Source organism: Cochlodiniinecator piscidefendens, from assembly GCF_011326755.1.
Taxonomy (GTDB): Bacteria; Pseudomonadota; Alphaproteobacteria; order Rhodobacterales; family Rhodobacteraceae; genus Cochlodiniinecator; species Cochlodiniinecator piscidefendens.
This window is the reverse complement of the sequence record NZ_JAAOIE010000003.1, coordinates 414,402-430,230: the sequence shown is the minus strand read 5'-3', so window position 1 is coordinate 430,230 and position 15,829 is coordinate 414,402. Positions and strand designations below refer to the sequence as shown.

Genomic DNA, 15,829 nt, shown 5'->3' with positions numbered 1-15,829 from the left:
TCAACTGGTCCTAGACAAGGCTTAGAGGACGTGCATGCTCTGGGCAAATACAATTCCCTGCCGGAGACGAAAATGCTTGATGCTGCCACCAATCTCACGACCCTGCTGAATGACCCAAGCCTTCTGGCGACACAGGCCTATATGGCAGGCGTGTGGAGCAACGCAAAATCTGGCGCGCGCTTTGACGTGATAAACCCTGCCCGTGGGGATGTCATTGCCCAAGTCGCAGACATGTCCCGCGCCGAATGCGCCGATGTTATTGAGGCCGCCCGCATTGCGCAAAAAGAATGGGCCGCCCGCACCGCCAAAGAACGCGCCAATACCCTACGCAAATGGTATGAACTGATGGTCGAAAACGCCGATGATCTTGCTATCATCCTGACCGCAGAAATGGGCAAACCTCTGGCAGAGGCCAAAGGCGAAATCATGTATGGCGCCAGCTTTATTGAATGGTTCGCAGAAGAGGCAAAGCGCGTTTACGGCGAAACCATCCCCGGCCATCAACCCGACAAACGCATCACCGTCATCAAACAGCCGATTGGCGTTGTGGGCTCTATCACCCCTTGGAATTTCCCCAACGCGATGATCACCCGCAAAGCAGGCCCTGCCTTGGCCGCTGGCTGCGCCTTTGTCGCCCGCCCCGCTACCGAAACCCCGCTGTCCGCACTTGCGCTTGGTGTTCTCGCTGAACGCGCCGGTGTCCCTGCTGGTGTGTTTTCCGTCGTGCCCGCCTCTGATGCGTCAGGCATCGGGCTAGAGTTCTGCGAAAACCCAACCGTGCGCAAACTGACTTTCACCGGTTCAACCCAAGTCGGCCGCACCCTACTGCGCCAAGCAGCCGACCAAGTCATGAAATGCTCTATGGAGCTTGGCGGCAACGCCCCCTTTATCGTGTTTGATGACGCAGACCTTGACGCCGCGATCGAAGGCGCAATGATCTGCAAATTCCGCAACAATGGCCAAACCTGCGTCTGTGCCAATCGCATTTATGTGCAGGCTGGCGTGTACGACGCCTTCACCGAAAAGCTCACCGCCGCAATGGGGAAACTCACCCTTGGCGACGGTCTGACCGATGGCGTCACCACCGGCCCACTCATTTCCGACAAGGCGATTGCCAAAGTGGAACAACATCTCAAAGATGCCACAGACAAAGGCGCAACTCTTGCCATGGGCGGCAAACCCCATGCTCTTGGCGGCACCTACTTTGAACCCACAATCGTCACCAACGTGACCCAAGACATGATGGTCGCCCAAGACGAAACCTTCGGCCCCCTCGCCCCACTCTTTAAATTCGAAACCGTGGACGAAGTCATCGAAATGGCCAATGACACCATCTTTGGCCTTGCCTCCTACTTCTACGCCAAAGACCTCAGCCGCGTTTACAAAGTCGCCGAAGCACTGGAATACGGCATGGTCGGGATCAACACAGGCATCATTTCAACCGAAACCGCCCCCTTTGGCGGCGTCAAACAATCCGGCCTCGGCCGCGAAGGTTCCCACCACGGCATGGAGGATTACCTAGAAATGAAATACATCTGCATGTCCGTCTGATTATCTCTTAAAAACAAGGGGATTTTGAGTTTTCAAGAACCCCTTATCGTAACGAAACGAAGTATTTATCGTAACGCTTTATTGAAAATTTCGACTTGGGAATAACTTTGTCGCCTGATTTTGTGGGTGGAATGCTCGGCCTGCTGAATTAGGCCGTTTCGTACGATGCACGTCATCAACTTGAGGCAAGATCTAACCGACAGTATATCGGGTGGCCAAGTTCGGAAAAATTTGTACGACAAACATGAGTTCAAAGTGTCAATGCCTGGAAAAGGGAATTGTTACGATAACGCTGCACTGGAAACATTCTTCAAGACAATTAAGACCGAACTAATTTGAAGAAATACTTGGCGGACACGTCACCAAGCAGAGCTTGATTTCTTTGAATACATCAACGGGTTTTACAATCCACGACGCGAACACTCCACGATAGGTTAAAAAAGGTTATTAACTGCATTTCTAATAGCTGAAATTTAGACGCATTTGGAAATATTTGCAGGCCTGATAGCTGTTTTTACATGGGTATTGGGGATGCAACTGCCTTATTAATTATCGCCTCGAAGTGTCGGGCGAACTGTTTCACAATTGGGCGTTGAAGGCTAACATTCCGTATCGACAAACAGTACGGTTGATCCATTGTCAGCTTCTTTTGATCAGCAAGGATCAAATGATTTTCACGTAAATATTGCGATACAAATAGTACCTGAACTAATGCAATGCCCATTCCACATCGAGCCAATGAGACTGCGGATTGCGACGAGGAAACGGTGTGCCCAACGTTGGTATGTTCTTGCCCAAAAAAATCCGACCACGTTGGAAAACGTGCTGCATCGCCCCCCCAGTCAGTTGTAATCAGGCGACAATCAGTATCGTGCTTTAAATGTTTTGTTCCCACAAAATTATCTAAATAACTTGGGGCACACACAGCAACGCAGTGATCCTGTAGGTTAGCCACAATTTTGGCTGCAGGCTGTGGAAACGGACCATATGAAAGTCTAATATCAATGCGCTGTTCCTCAAGGTCCACAGGATCGTGATCCTCACGTATCCGCAATCCAACATTTGGGTATTGTTCAACAAATTCGCCCAATTTTTTTGGCAACCAAACCGAAGCAATGGACGGGGGCACTGAAATCACCAGCCTAGATGGGCCTACAGAACGGCGCAGTTCTTCGCTTGTTTCACGTATGTCGTAAAATGCAGCTTGTAGTCGAGGGAACGCGTCGCGGCCTGCTTCACTCAATTGAATTCCACGTTTCACGCGTTCAAAAAGTCGGCGGCCACTCTGTTCTTCCAACATTCGGATTAATTGGCTAACCGCTGATGGTGAAATTCCCAATTCTTCGGCAGCTAAAACAAAACTGCCTCGCCTTGCTGCGACTTCAAATGCTTCCAGCGCACGGAGAGAGAAAGAACCTGCCATACCAATAGGTAAGATATACTAATCAATAGATCAATTATTCTCTCTATTGAAATGAAATTTTTGCCAATATGAAATATGAAGGAGGGTTTCCAATGGATCACAAAGCGTTTCTTTCTTCACTCGGGGCGGAACAGCGCCAAAATCTTACACTTCGGAGCAACACAAAGGGTTTGATGCATCTGGCATTTCATTGGGGCTCGATTATTCTTTTTAGTATTTGGGTTTATTCCAATGCCCTTGGATGGCAGGTTGCATCAGTTTTTCTAGGTGTCCTAATCGTATTTTTATTCACGCTACTGCACGAGACAAGCCACAAAACCCCCTTTAAGAGCGCGTGGATCAACGAGGTGGTCGGGCATGTTTGTGGTTTCGCGTTATTCTTACCAGCAACATGGTTCCGTTACTTCCACTTCGCCCACCATCGTTTTACCCAAATTCCGGGCAAAGACCCCGAATTAGATACACCTAAGCCAACAACTTGGGTGCAGTACATTATTCATGTTTCAGGTATTCCGGTCTGGATTAGCCACGCAAAAACACTTGCATCGAATGCTATGGGCAACAGATTTCAAGAATTTGTTCCGGAAGCGCGCCAATCCCAAATCAAACGTGAAGCGATCCTTTATCTCGCAGGATACGTGACATTGTTAGGGGCAAGCTTCTGGTCCGGAAGCTTTATTTTGCTCGAAGTTTGGCTGTTTCCCATGTTATTGGGGCAACCTTTTCTTCGCCTATATCTGCTAGCTGAGCATGGGCGCTGCCCTGCAGTTGCAAACATGTTCGAAAACACACGCACAACATTTACCAACTCTCTGGTGCGCGCGATCGCTTGGAATATGCCCTACCATACTGAACACCACAGCTACCCATCTGTGCCCTTTCATAAGCTCCCGGATTTGCATCACCTTATTCAACCACATCTGTTGGTAACAACCGAAGGATACACAGCTTTTAACAAAGCCTACATAAATGAAGTGCTCGAATAAGCACTTTGCATCTTGGTCGATCCGAGACAGCGTAAATTGCTCGAGACCCTCCAACATTTAGCTTCACCCCAAAAGGCCTCTGAATTTCTATGAGCGACTACAAAGTTGCAGGTACAGGTGGACAAAGAATTCTTCTTCGAATGACAGACTAAGAATTTCTTAAAGAAGGTTCATTTTTAGTGGTTTGTGCAATTTCGTTAACACCTGCACATTTTTTGAAATCCGCCCAGCACCTGACATCATCATACAGATGGAACATCGACAACAAGAGGCGGAACTCATGTCTACTCAACAAGGGAATGGAAAACGCATGAAACCGATTATAAAAGACCGAAACGCACTACATCCAAATATTGAAGCGCTCGCTAATGACGCGAAGAAAGGAACTCTCGCCCGACGTGAATTCCTCGCTTTAGCAAGCACGTTGGGCGCATCATCCGCTATTGCGTATGGGATGCTTGGCTTAAGTGTTCCGAGTACGGCACAAGCAGATACGCCTTCAAAAGGAGGAGTTCTGCGCGTCGCTATGAGCGTGATGGACATCGCCGACCCACGGAAGTTTGATTGGCCAGAGAAAGGGAATAGCGCCCGACAGTTTCTGGAAGGTTTGGTTTCTTGGAACCATGACTTTACCTTTTCTGGGATATTGCTGGAGAGTTGGCAGGTCAGCGACGATACAAAAACTTATACGTTGAATCTGCGTCCGGGAGTAACTTGGACAAATGGCGACGCATTCACATCTGATCATGTTGTTTATAATGTCGAACGCTGGTGTGATTCCACTGTCGAAGGTAATGCCATGGCCACCCGCTTGGGAGCTTTGGTTGATCCAGAAAGCGGCAAAGCACGGGTTGGAGCCATTGAAAAAGTTGACGATCATACTGTTCGCTTACATCTCAATGCTGCAGATATTACATTAATTGCGACTTTTGCCGACTATACCGCGCTCCTTTCTCACCCTGACAGCGCCGCAGTTGGATCTATTGTCGATGCTCCGATTGGGACCGGCGCGTTCGAGCTGGTGTCGTATACTATTGGCGAAAAAGCTGTCTACAAACGACGTGAAAGCGGAACCTGGTGGGGCGGAGAAGCCCACCTTGATGGCATTGAAATGCTGGACTATGGAACAGATCCATCCGCAATGATTGCTGCTTTTGATGCTGATGAAATTGATGTCAACATTGGCACCAATGCCGAGTTTGCAGAAGTTGCAGAAAACATAGGTTTGGTGCCTTCCCATCAAGTGACTGCTAGCACGGTCGTGTTGCGTATGAATGTAAATCAACCTCCATTTACTGACCAACGAGTACGTCAAGCGATGCAAGCCAGTGTGGACAATGCGGTACTGCTTGAACTTGGATTTGGTGGTAATGGTCAGCTTGGCGACAATTTTCATGTTGGGCCAATGCACCCTGAATACCCAGTGCTACCGGTGCAAGAACGAAATATTGAGAAAGCTCAAACATTGATGGCCGAAGCGGGTCAATTGGAAACAGAAATTGAAATCATTTCTCTGGATGAAGATTGGTTGCGTTGGACAGCTGATGCTGCTGCCGCGCAAATCAGAGATGCTGGTTTTAACGTGACCCGTACGTTGATGCCAGGCAGCACATTTTGGAACGGCTGGACCAGCTATGCGTTTTCTACAACCAGTTGGGGTGCACGCCCACTTGGCGTACAAATCTATTCTCTGGCCTATCGGAGTGATGTCGCCTGGAACGAAACTGGTCACGCCAACCCTGAATTTGATGCAAAATTAGATGAAGCACTCGCAACATTTGATACTGATGCCCGTCGCATCATCATGACAGACATGGCAACAATGTTGCGAGATAGTGGCGTGATCATTCAACCATTCTGGCGTAACATTGTCTGGCACAAGCGGGCTAACATCCAGAATTATAACGCCCACCAAGCCATTGAACTGCATCTAAACGATGTATGGATCGACGGTTAAAACCCGTGCCTGCTCTTTGCTAAGGAGCAGGCATTTCAACTGGGTGCGTTTTCAAAAGCTCTACCAAATCGCGTAAGTAGGTTTTGTATTTTCCAAGCACAGCATTATCGTCAGAAATTACCTTCGGACCGATTCCGAAATAAGGCTGAGATAACTTTATCATATGATTTGATATAATTTTTAAGCTATCCACTCGATGTTCATATCCGGCAAGACGGCGCGGCGCCAAAACGACCCCCGCATGAGCACAAGCCATAGCTACGGCGACGGCAGATCCTGCAGCGCGCAATCCTTTGGTTACGTCGGGTTGACGATCAATTCCCTGAGATGCAAACCACAGCCCCCATGTTGGGTAAGACATATAGTCTTGGCCCCAGTTAACATGAATCAACTGCTCATCAGGTATGTGAGAAAGTGTGGGATCAAGGTCAAGTTGCAATGCTAAATTTGGAGAACACATAGGAATTGCATCTTCGTGAAACAATTCAGTTTTAGGAATCTCCGCGTAATGCTGGTCGCCATAGGTTAGGCGTAAATCAATTCGTTGCTTCACTAAATCAACGGGATCAGATTCAATTTGTACTTCTATGCCTAAGTTAGGATGCTTAATTCTCATGGCTGCAACTGCAGGTGCCGCACACCTCTCTGCCAAAGATTGGATTGTGCTAACAACCAACCGAGACCGAATGTCATTATCCATGAATCTTTCGGTGAGTAGCGATATGTCAGACAAAGACTGGGTGGTCTGCGGAAATAGTAAATGGCCAGAGTCGGTCAAAACTATACTATTATTTTTCCTAAAAAACAGCGCCTTACCAAGAAACTCTTCCAACCTTTTTATCTGCATACTGACTGCTGCAGCTGACACCCCCAGCTCAACAGCGGCGGCGGTAAAGCTGCCATGCCTCACAGTTGCTTCGAACGCTTTTAGCGCATTGAGGGGCGGTAGTTTCATGAAAATGAATTTCTAGCATTAGTTATTGTAGTGCAAGAGGTAGAATTGCTGATTTGAATATTCCCTCACAATTGCCCTCTATAAATCTAAATCAAATCGGGAAGGTCAGGCTATGTCGCGTATGGAAATTGAATATCTAGGTAAACCAGAAATCGATCAACTCAACCTCACAAACGATGAAATTTTGAATGCCATCGAAACAGGGCTTGTCGCTGCTGGTCAGGGTAAGACGGTTATCGAACCTCGAATGCATCTAACCCCTGATCCATCATTCAATGGTCATTTTAATGTATTGCGAGGATACGTCGAACCGCTGGGCTATGCGGGTGTAAAAATCGTAGGAGATTACTTCGAAAACTATAAACAAGGTTTACCATCTGAATTAGCCCTGCTGAATTTGTTTTGCCCTCGTACCGGAGCACCCAAAGCCGTAATAGATGCAGCCGGTATCACTGATATGCGCACAGGTGCTTTAACGGCACTTGGAGCGAAATGGTTGGGGCCGAAAAATCCGAAAATCCTAGGCCATCTTGGTGCGCGCGGAACTTCATACTGGAATGTACGGCTGTTAGATCATTTGTTCGATTTCGAAGAGATCCGCGTCCATTCGCGCCGACCTGAAAGTCGCGACGCTTTCGGCGAAAAGTTAAGCCAAGATTTGGGAAAACCTGTTATCGTGACTGAAGATTGGGAAAGCTGCCTATCCGGTGCTGACATCATGATCGAGGCTACGCGCCTGACAGAACCAACTCCGATGTTTGAGCGATCTTGGGTGAAAAAGGGGGCACTGGTGATCCCCTACGGTACCATGAGTACATTGCCCCTCAATTTTGTTGAAGGAATTGACAAATTTGTTATGGATGACTTGGGTCAAATGCGTGCAGGTCACCTTGGTGCGCTTCGCCCTCATATTGATGCAGGTCTTATCAGCGAAGATAGTTTTTACGCGGAAATTGGGGAAATTGCTGCAGGGTTAAAACCTGGCCGTGAATCTGACGATGAAACTATTTTATTTTGGCATCGCGGTATGTCCACCGGTGACATCGCATTAGGGGCAGCGATTCTTGAGAAAGCACGAGACATGAAAATTATCCAAAGCCTTGTTTATCGGGACGAATAAATGACTTCGATTAAATTGACCGGTACATCGATAAGCCTGAGTGATGTAGCCCGCGTTGCAAAGGGGCAAGGTGAAGTGCTTTTGTGTCCAAATGGCTTAACTCGCATGGAAAAATCTCGGGCTTTGGTGGATCATGTGATTGAAAATTCCATTCCTGTGTATGGAGTTACCACAGGCCTAGGGGCGCGCGCGAATGAAGCTTTAGACGCGGAAACATTGAAGAAATTTTCTTTGCAAACGTTAAGGGGTCGTGCCCATTCAATTGGCAAGAACAGCAGCCGCGAAAACGTCCGTGCAGCGATGATTGTCAGACTGAATTCAATGCTAAGCGGATACAGTGGGGCGCGGCCTGAGGTGGCTCTTCATTTTGCAGATTGTTTAAACGCAAATTTAACCCCTGTTGTAGGGGAAATCGGATCCATCGGGGCTGGGGACCTGACCTTGAATGCAATGTTGGGATTAGCCCTGGTCGGTGAGGGTGAAATGATATCGCCTGTCGGGGATATCTGCGCCAGTGGAGATTTAATGCGTGATCACGGGATCACCCCTCTTCAATTAGCGCCCCGCGATGGGTTGGCCATAGCCAACAACACCAGCGCAGTCGCTGGGGCCGCCGCGATTACACTTACAAATGCCCGTCTTGCACTGGAAGCGGCACAGACCTCGGCGGCCCTTTCGATTGAGGGCTTTCGAGCAAACTTAGGCCCGTTTAGTGAAAAAGCACTAGAGGCCAAGCCTTTGCCGGGTCAACAAAAGGCAGCGCAGGGTTTGCGAAAAATTCTAGAGGGTTCAGAATTATTCAACAATGGCCAAGCCCGTCGTTTGCAGGATCCTCTTTCAATACGCAACATCGCGCAAATTCATGGCACGATGTTCGCCGCCATGGAGATGGCAGAAACTACCGCGTTGTGTGAAGTAAACGGGGCAAGTGACAACCCTGTCGCTTTAATAGAAACCAATGAGATTATCTCTTGCGGAGGTTATTTCACTTCCGAATTGACCAATGCAATCGAATGCGTAAGCCGCGCATTCGTTCACCTTTCGATGGCACAAATTGCCCGCATCTCGAAGCTACTAAATCCAGTATTTAGCGACCTGCCTGCATTCTTGGCAAAACCAGAAAGCGGATCAAATGGATTTGCACCCATTATGAAACCCGCTGAGGCTGTATTGGCAGAGTTGCTTCATGCCGCACAGCCAGTTTCGATCTGGCCAAGTCTAAATGCAAACGGTGTAGAAGATTGCCTATCCTCTGCACCTGCAGCGGTACGGGCACTTGAAAATGTGGTTTCCTTATCTGCAAACCTTACAGCAATTGAATTCATTGTAGCAGCTCAAGCGATTGAGTTACGTGCGTGTCAAAGTTCCATGGGCGCACATCTTTCTAATTCATTGTCTCAGATACGCAATTTGTCGATGCCATTGGTCGAAGATCGCCCACTTTCGTCGGATATTCGATTGTTGTCCGACGCAATCATGCAAGGCAAGTTTTGAAACAAAGGCGCCTCTAAATCCAATGCGGCTGTAACGATGTTTGAAAGTAGGCGCTTGGTCTGTTTTTGATAACGGGTTCGGATAAAAGATCATCGATATAAAAAAGGGGCCAGTATCCGGAACCTGCGATATGCTAGGGTAGTCGCGGGTTTAGAAGTTGGACTTTCAACATTAAAAGGCTTACACGAGGGTGCGTTCTACAAAGGCAAACCACAGGCCTGATCCATTCAGGCTTAGATAAGCTCGCGACCAATTGCATCGCGGCACCCGAGAGTAAATAGTGTTACTGTCGTTCCATTTCGCCCGGTGGAAAAGTCCATAAAAGGTCATCTGCAAAAATAGCGGAAACAACCTTTGCTGCACGTGCACGGGCGGTCTTTACATTCCCTAGTCCCATATAGTTTGCTTCTATATCCATTAAATAGGATATGACCTCATTATCAGAGGCACCTCGACGTAGTTCGGCCGCAGCCTGAAGAAGATAAGTGTCATATTCATTTACATAGGGCTTATGAATTTCATCATCCCAATTCCCCTCTTGAGGCATAAGCCCGATGGGATCCCAGAACGACCAGCCAATATCTCGCAAGCGAGAAAGCTTTGTTTTGGGACGCGCAGACTTAGAGTCCCTCATTTTCTCTTCCGTGGGAGATGGAGCATCAATAAAAGCCCAATATAAGTCGCCCACAAAGACCAGACCCAGATTCCTGTTTTCCCAATAATAGATCTGTATTCAGTAAAAATTTCGGACGCGGCTACAATGATTAAAAAGAAAACGAAATGTGAGGCCCCAAAGAATAAAATGGCGCGAATAGGCCTACGTTCGATTTCTTCACTCAAATTAAAAATTAAATTTTTCATACATACTCTACCGCCACATGACCTGCTTTTCGAAATAAACCCGAACGACTGGACTAGCGCGTTTTCTTGAACTCTTAGCATTTCCACAGGGCATACAAAATCTTTAACCCAGCGAGGCTTTTTCGTAAAATTTTTTTGCCAAAGTAGAAACCTACCAATCAGAAACGATATCTTTCACTCATCGTCATCATTCTGATTATTGCTCTTTTCGTTTATTACCGCACCTATGGCAAAGGCCACAACACACATCGGAATGAATAACCAGACGAGTATTGGTGTCCAATACCCCCGATGGCTCCTCAAGTAAAATTCCCAGTAAAAATAATCCAAACAACCAATAGCGTAAACGCTGGCCAGTATACCAACAAGTTTGAGAACCGCGAACCTATCTCGTTTCTGCATTTGCTTCACGAGCTCTCTAACTGCTCTGAATGCTGTTCTCACCATCGAGGTACTGCCTGACATCTTATACTAATATTCACCACTCATAACGACATGTCGATTGTACGACAATGATGCTCTCCCATTCGCGCATCCCCCCATCATCCAAGGATTGACCTACCCCATCCGTCTTATTCATTGTGATGCGTATGACAGTTGATGACAAACACTTGGCCATGGCCGCTGCAAATGGGGACCGCGACGCGTTTTCTTCCCTTTTGGCGCGCCATTATGATCGGCTGTTTGGTCTCACCTTTCGCCTCACGGGCAGTCGCGCTGACGCTGAGGATCTGACCCAAGACATCTGCGCCGCCCTTCCGGCCAAGCTGCGTAGTTTCAAGGGCGATGCGCAGTTCACCACATGGCTTTACCGGGTGACGATCAACGCCGCCCATGATCGCCGCCGCCGCTTTGCCACCCATGCCCGTGCCGCCGATGGCTGGGGGGATTGGGAAGTCAACCGTCGCGCGGCAAATGAAGAAGCCCAAGATAAGGCGGACTGGCTCACCTCAGCCATGACCGCGCTGCCTGCGGAATTGCGCGATACCATTGCATTGACGATGGATCAGGATATGACACATGCACAGGCCGCAACTGTTTTGAACGTATCAGAAGGCACCATCAGTTGGCGCATCTCTGAGGTTAAAAAGCGCCTGCGCGCCCTACACGAAAAGGAGCTATCACAATGAGCGATCCTTTTGACGATCTCATGGACGCGATGACCGCGGCCACCCCCAAACCCGACGCCGAGACCAAAGCCGCGCATTTGCGTTTGGCCGAAGAAAATTTCGCCCGTCACCAAGAAACCGAAGATGCGGCGCGTCTTACCCTTGAACACCCCGAAAAACCGGGGCTCTTTCAAGGAGTAAAACAAATGCTACAGTCTATTTCCGCCAAAGCCGTCCTGACCGCCACCACAGGCATTGCTGCCATCGCGCTTGTGGGTGTTATCATCCTGCCCCAAGGCGGTGACATGACATTGCCCGCTCTGACAGATACCTCAGCAGCGCCCGGTGAAATCGCTGAGGCCAGCGTAGCATCCGACGTCTCAGATGCAGAAGCACTCTCCTATGAAGCCCCGGTTATGGACTCACCCGTCATTGTAGAAGAGTTCGCCGCCAGCCCCCAATTCCGCACGACGCTCACTGCGCCAGCGCCAACCCTTGGCATCATAGGGGATCACATTGCAGTTGCCCCAACCCTTCAGCCGCAATCAAACACCGAAGAATTCGCCAACGCCGACGCCAACCCGGTGCAGATTACAGCCGACACCCCGGTTTCGACCTTTTCCATCGATGTTGACACGGCCTCCTATTCCATCATGCGTTCATCCCTGATGAATGGCCGCCTGCCGTCGCCTGATCAAATCCGTGTCGAAGAGCTGATCAACTATTTTCCTTATGACTATGCTGCTCCGACCGGCGACGCCCCCTTCAGCCAAACCGTGACCGTCACACCAACCCCGTGGAATGAAGGCACCCAATTGGTGCATATCGGTATCCAAGGCGAACTGCCTGCCATCGCAGAACGCCCGCCGCTGAATTTGGTGTTCCTGATCGACACCTCTGGGTCAATGAACCAGCCAAACAAACTCCCGCTCTTGGCGCAAAGTTTCCGGCTGATGCTGTCACAACTGCGCCCCACGGATGAGGTCGCGATCGTCACCTATGCCGGTAGCGCGGGTCAGGTGCTTGCCCCGACCCCGGCCTCTGAACAGGACACCATCCTAAACGCGTTGACCTCATTGCATGCGGGCGGGTCAACCGCAGGTCAGGCCGGACTGCAACAGGCCTACGCCACAGCCGCCGCAATGGCACAGGACGGCGAAGTCAGCCGTGTTATTCTGGCCACGGATGGGGATTTCAACGTCGGTATTTCTGATCCTGACGCGCTCACTGATTACATCTCCGCCCAGCGCGACAGCGGCACATATCTGTCTGTCCTCGGATTTGGACGCGGGAACCTAAACGATGCCACCATGCAAGCCCTTGCGCAAAACGGCAACGGGCAGGCCGCCTATATCGACACGCTGTCAGAGGCACAAAAGGTGCTGGTGGATCAACTCACTGGTGCATTGTTTCCCATTGCCAATGATGTAAAAATCCAAGTTGAATTCAACCCGGCCCAAATTGCTGAATACCGCCTGATCGGCTATGAAACCCGCGCCCTAAACCGCGAAGACTTCAACAACGACGCTGTGGATGCGGGCGAAATCGGCGCAGGCCATTCTGTCACCGCGATCTATGAAGTCACCCCTGTTGGCTCTGACGCGATCCTAAACGACGCACTGCGCTATGGGGCGGAACCCGCCACCGACACCCCATCCAACGAACTCGGTTTTCTACGCTTGCGCTATAAAACACCGGGCGAGGACACAAGCCAGTTGATCGAACAACCCATCACCAGCGGAATGGGCACTGTGACCGATGATGTAAACTTTGCAACAGCGATTGCGGGGTTTGGTCAACTTCTGCGCAACGGTACATATCTGGGGGATTGGTCCTATGACAATGCCATCACGATGGCCACGGCAGCGCGCGGTGATGATCCGTTTGGCTACCGCGCCGAATCCATCACATTGATGCGTTTGGCTGACACCCTGTCCCAGTAATAAACCAGACACAAAAAGGGGCGCAAACTGCGCCCTTTTCCCAAACTGAATACCTTAATAGCGTTACGGGCTTAAGTCCGGCGCACCCGGATCACCACATCAACTTTGCTGATTTCCGCACCTTCCGGTGCATTTGGCAATTGTGAAATCATCAACTCATCCGCAGGCGCGTCCGAAAGCTCATGGGTGTCTTCCCAATAAAAATGCGGGTGATTTGATGTATTGGTGTCAAAATAGCATTTATTGCCATCTAGATTGATCTCACGCAGCAGGCCTGCGTCGCAAAAGGCGCGCAAGGTGTTATAGACCGTCGCTAGCGAAACTTTGTCACCAGCATCCTTTGAGGCGGCAAACAAACTCTCGGCGGTGACATGGCGGTCATAGCCATCCCCAACCAACAAGGTCGCCAAAGAAACGCGTTGCCGGGTTGGACGCAACCCTGCATCAGAGAGCCACTTTGTGCCTTTATCCCCTTCTACAGATGTCATTAGCTACGCCTTATGTTTGCTCTATTGGTCTATATAGTGCGCTTTTACGGGGAAATTCAAATGAAATTCACTCGCAACTGGTATGAAATTCCTAATTTTGTTGCCTTGCGCGCGGGTTTGTCGGGGTGTTAAACGAAGACTAAGCAAAACTTTGACACTATTAAGGGGCATGCCTAAATGGCCGATTATCCGAGCAGCTTTGATAAAGAAGACCTTTTGAAATGTGCGCGGGGCGAATTGTTTGGCCCTGGCAACGCGCAATTGCCTGCACCACCAATGTTGATGATGGACCGCATTACAGATGTTTCTGCTGATGGCGGCGCTCATGGCAAAGGTCACATTACCGCTGAATTCGACATCACGCCCGAACTTTGGTTCTTTGATTGCCATTTTCCCGGCAACCCAATCATGCCCGGCTGTCTTGGTCTTGATGGCCTATGGCAGCTGACCGGCTTTAACTTGGGTTGGCGCGGCTGGCAGGGACGCGGTTATGCGCTTGGTGTAGGCGAAGTCAAACTGACTGGCATGGTCCGCCCAGAACGCAAAATGCTGACCTATAAAATCGACTTTACCAAGGCGATCCAAACCCGCCGGCTCACCATGGGTGTGGCTGATGGTATTGTAGAAGCCGACGGCGAAGTTATCTATATGGTCAAAGATATGAAGGTTGCGCTTTCCGAAAGCTAAACCAAACGAATGAGGAGGACCGACATGCGTCGCGTCGTTATTACAGGTTTGGGGATTATTTCCCCGATTGGCAACTCTGCCGCAGAAGTGCTTGAATCCCTGAAAACCGGGAAATCCGGCATTCGTGCCGAAGAAGTCTATGCCGAAAACGGGTTCCGTTCCCAAGTTGCGGGTATTCCACAGATTGATCTGGCTGCGTCCATCGACAAACGCCAATTGCGCTTCATGGGCCCAACTGCGGCCTATGCCTTCCTTGCGATGGAACAGGCGATTGAGGATTCCGGCCTGACCGAAGAACAGGTCTCCAATCCACGCGCTGGTCTGGTTGCGGGTTCTGGCGGTCCGTCCACATCTAACTTTTTCTCAGCACATAACATCGTGAAAGAAAAAGGCGCACCAAAGCGCATGGGTCCATTCATGGTCACGCGCTGCATGTCGTCCACCGTGTCGGCCTGTCTTGCGACCCCGTTCAAAATCAAAGGCGTGAACTATTCGATCACCTCTGCGTGCTCAACTTCTGCGCATTGCATCGGCAATGGTGCTGAGCTTATCCAAATGGGCAAACAAGACATCGTCTTTGCCGGTGGTGGCGAAGAGGTCGATTGGACCCTGTCATGTCTCTTTGATGCGATGGGCGCAATGTCGTCCAAGTATAACGACGCGCCCGAAACCGCGTCTCGTCCCTTCGACGCAACCCGCGATGGGTTTGTCATCGGCGGCGGCGGCGGCATGGTCGTTCTCGAAGAGCTGGAACACGCTCTAGCGCGTGGTGCAAAAATCTACGCCGAAGTCACCGGCTACGGCGCAACCTCTGATGGTCACGACATGGTTGCCCCATCTGGCGAAGGCGGCGAACGCTCTATGCGTCAAGCGCTCGAAACCATCGGTGATCGCAAAGTAGACTACATCAACGCCCACGGCACATCGACCCCAGCGGGCGACGTGACCGAGGTTGAGGCCGTGCGCCGCGTCTTTGGCGAAGGCTCAACACCTCCGATTTCCTCAACAAAATCGCTGACCGGTCACTCCCTTGGTGCCACCGGCGTACACGAAGCGATCTATTCGCTTCTGATGATGGAAAACAACTTCATCGCGGCATCGGCCAATGTGACCGAACTTGATCCTTCGATCAATGAGGGCGAAATCGTCACCGAAATGCGCGAAGCTGAACTTGACACTGTTCTGTCTAATAGCTTCGGCTTTGGCGGTACCAACGCAACGCTCATCATGAGCAAATACCACGGGTAACTGCCAG

At 50.0% G+C, this 15,829-nt stretch carries 13 protein-coding genes and 1 pseudogene; 10 read left to right on the top strand and 4 right to left on the bottom strand.

Annotated elements, in window-relative coordinates; all coding sequences use genetic code 11:
* The first annotated feature begins 72 nt into the window (after positions 1 to 72).
* Positions 73 to 1,551: an NAD-dependent succinate-semialdehyde dehydrogenase gene (locus tag G9C99_RS11005; protein ID WP_166417531.1), complete on the top strand. Its 1,479-nt coding sequence runs from the start codon at positions 73 to 75 to the stop codon at positions 1,549 to 1,551.
* Between the two features lie 249 nt (positions 1,552 to 1,800).
* A pseudogene (locus tag G9C99_RS11000) lies at positions 1,801 to 1,989 on the top strand (IS3 family transposase); the annotation flags it as partial.
* A 76-nt stretch (positions 1,990 to 2,065) separates the two neighbouring features.
* On the opposite strand, the gene G9C99_RS10995 reads toward G9C99_RS11000, so the two are convergent.
* Positions 2,066 to 2,974, bottom strand: coding sequence for a LysR family transcriptional regulator (locus G9C99_RS10995; RefSeq protein ID WP_166417530.1), 909 nt, complete (start codon positions 2,972 to 2,974; stop codon positions 2,066 to 2,068).
* A gap of 92 nt (positions 2,975 to 3,066) precedes the next feature.
* Here G9C99_RS10995 and G9C99_RS10990 point away from each other — a divergent pair, with 92 nt between their 5' ends.
* Positions 3,067 to 3,960, top strand: coding sequence for a fatty acid desaturase (locus G9C99_RS10990; protein ID WP_166417529.1), 894 nt, complete (start codon positions 3,067 to 3,069; stop codon positions 3,958 to 3,960).
* Between the two features lie 310 nt (positions 3,961 to 4,270).
* Positions 4,271 to 5,917, top strand: a complete 1,647-nt coding sequence (locus tag G9C99_RS10985; RefSeq protein ID WP_205859845.1) for an ABC transporter substrate-binding protein — start codon at positions 4,271 to 4,273, stop codon at positions 5,915 to 5,917.
* A gap of 19 nt (positions 5,918 to 5,936) precedes the next feature.
* On the opposite strand, the gene G9C99_RS10980 is transcribed toward G9C99_RS10985, so the two are convergent.
* On the bottom strand, positions 5,937 to 6,872 hold the full coding sequence (locus tag G9C99_RS10980) for a LysR family transcriptional regulator (RefSeq protein ID WP_166417527.1): 936 nt from the start codon (positions 6,870 to 6,872) through the stop codon (positions 5,937 to 5,939).
* Between the two features lie 112 nt (positions 6,873 to 6,984).
* Here G9C99_RS10980 and G9C99_RS10975 point away from each other — a divergent pair, with 112 nt between their 5' ends.
* Both G9C99_RS10975 and G9C99_RS10970 read left to right on the top strand, forming a co-directional pair.
* Positions 6,985 to 7,992, top strand: a complete 1,008-nt coding sequence (locus G9C99_RS10975; protein WP_166417526.1) for an ornithine cyclodeaminase family protein — start codon at positions 6,985 to 6,987, stop codon at positions 7,990 to 7,992.
* Positions 7,993 to 9,486, top strand: a complete 1,494-nt coding sequence (locus G9C99_RS10970) for an aromatic amino acid ammonia-lyase (protein ID WP_166417525.1) — start codon at positions 7,993 to 7,995, stop codon at positions 9,484 to 9,486.
* Positions 9,487 to 9,769: 283 nt separating this feature from the next.
* On the opposite strand, the gene G9C99_RS10965 is transcribed toward G9C99_RS10970, so the two are convergent.
* Complete coding sequence (locus G9C99_RS10965) at positions 9,770 to 10,120, bottom strand: hypothetical protein (RefSeq protein WP_166417524.1); 351 nt, start codon at positions 10,118 to 10,120, stop codon at positions 9,770 to 9,772.
* An 817-nt stretch (positions 10,121 to 10,937) separates the two neighbouring features.
* On the opposite strand from G9C99_RS10965, the gene G9C99_RS10960 reads away from it, so the two are divergent.
* Together G9C99_RS10960 and G9C99_RS10955 are read left to right on the top strand one after the other, a co-directional pair.
* Entirely contained in the window at positions 10,938 to 11,477 is a 540-nt protein-coding gene (locus tag G9C99_RS10960) for an RNA polymerase sigma factor (RefSeq protein ID WP_166417523.1), read from the top strand.
* A gap of 29 nt (positions 11,478 to 11,506) precedes the next feature.
* Positions 11,507 to 13,399: a vWA domain-containing protein gene (locus tag G9C99_RS10955; RefSeq protein ID WP_407926018.1), complete on the top strand. Its 1,893-nt coding sequence runs from the start codon at positions 11,507 to 11,509 to the stop codon at positions 13,397 to 13,399.
* A gap of 71 nt (positions 13,400 to 13,470) precedes the next feature.
* Here G9C99_RS10955 and irrA read toward each other — a convergent pair whose 3' ends face one another.
* Positions 13,471 to 13,887, bottom strand: a complete 417-nt coding sequence (gene irrA, locus G9C99_RS10950) for an iron response transcriptional regulator IrrA (protein ID WP_166417521.1) — start codon at positions 13,885 to 13,887, stop codon at positions 13,471 to 13,473.
* Between the two features lie 177 nt (positions 13,888 to 14,064).
* On the opposite strand from irrA, the gene fabA reads away from it, so the two are divergent.
* On the top strand, positions 14,065 to 14,574 hold the full coding sequence (gene fabA, locus G9C99_RS10945; RefSeq protein WP_166417520.1) for a bifunctional 3-hydroxydecanoyl-ACP dehydratase/trans-2-decenoyl-ACP isomerase: 510 nt from the start codon (positions 14,065 to 14,067) through the stop codon (positions 14,572 to 14,574).
* 24 nt (positions 14,575 to 14,598) lie between these two features.
* Positions 14,599 to 15,822: a beta-ketoacyl-ACP synthase I gene (gene fabB / locus G9C99_RS10940; RefSeq protein ID WP_166417519.1), complete on the top strand. Its 1,224-nt coding sequence runs from the start codon at positions 14,599 to 14,601 to the stop codon at positions 15,820 to 15,822.
* Positions 15,823 to 15,829: the final 7 nt, after the last annotated feature.

What these genes read in the sequence shown, in the direction of transcription:
- G9C99_RS11005 (WP_166417531.1), top strand. Translation starts at nt 73, where the DNA reads ATGCTTGATGCTGCCACCAATCTCACGACCCTGCTGAATGACCCAAGC.
- G9C99_RS10995 (WP_166417530.1), bottom strand. Translation starts at nt 2,974, where the DNA reads ATGGCAGGTTCTTTCTCTCTCCGTGCGCTGGAAGCATTTGAAGTCGCA.
- G9C99_RS10990 (WP_166417529.1), top strand. Translation starts at nt 3,067, where the DNA reads ATGGATCACAAAGCGTTTCTTTCTTCACTCGGGGCGGAACAGCGCCAA.
- G9C99_RS10985 (WP_205859845.1), top strand. Translation starts at nt 4,271, where the DNA reads ATGAAACCGATTATAAAAGACCGAAACGCACTACATCCAAATATTGAA.
- G9C99_RS10980 (WP_166417527.1), bottom strand. Translation starts at nt 6,872, where the DNA reads ATGAAACTACCGCCCCTCAATGCGCTAAAAGCGTTCGAAGCAACTGTG.
- G9C99_RS10975 (WP_166417526.1), top strand. Translation starts at nt 6,985, where the DNA reads ATGTCGCGTATGGAAATTGAATATCTAGGTAAACCAGAAATCGATCAA.
- G9C99_RS10970 (WP_166417525.1), top strand. Translation starts at nt 7,993, where the DNA reads ATGACTTCGATTAAATTGACCGGTACATCGATAAGCCTGAGTGATGTA.
- G9C99_RS10965 (WP_166417524.1), bottom strand. Translation starts at nt 10,120, where the DNA reads ATGAGGGACTCTAAGTCTGCGCGTCCCAAAACAAAGCTTTCTCGCTTG.
- G9C99_RS10960 (WP_166417523.1), top strand. Translation starts at nt 10,938, where the DNA reads ATGACAGTTGATGACAAACACTTGGCCATGGCCGCTGCAAATGGGGAC.
- G9C99_RS10955 (WP_407926018.1), top strand. Translation starts at nt 11,507, where the DNA reads ATGACCGCGGCCACCCCCAAACCCGACGCCGAGACCAAAGCCGCGCAT.
- irrA (WP_166417521.1), bottom strand. Translation starts at nt 13,887, where the DNA reads ATGACATCTGTAGAAGGGGATAAAGGCACAAAGTGGCTCTCTGATGCA.
- fabA (WP_166417520.1), top strand. Translation starts at nt 14,065, where the DNA reads ATGGCCGATTATCCGAGCAGCTTTGATAAAGAAGACCTTTTGAAATGT.
- fabB (WP_166417519.1), top strand. Translation starts at nt 14,599, where the DNA reads ATGCGTCGCGTCGTTATTACAGGTTTGGGGATTATTTCCCCGATTGGC.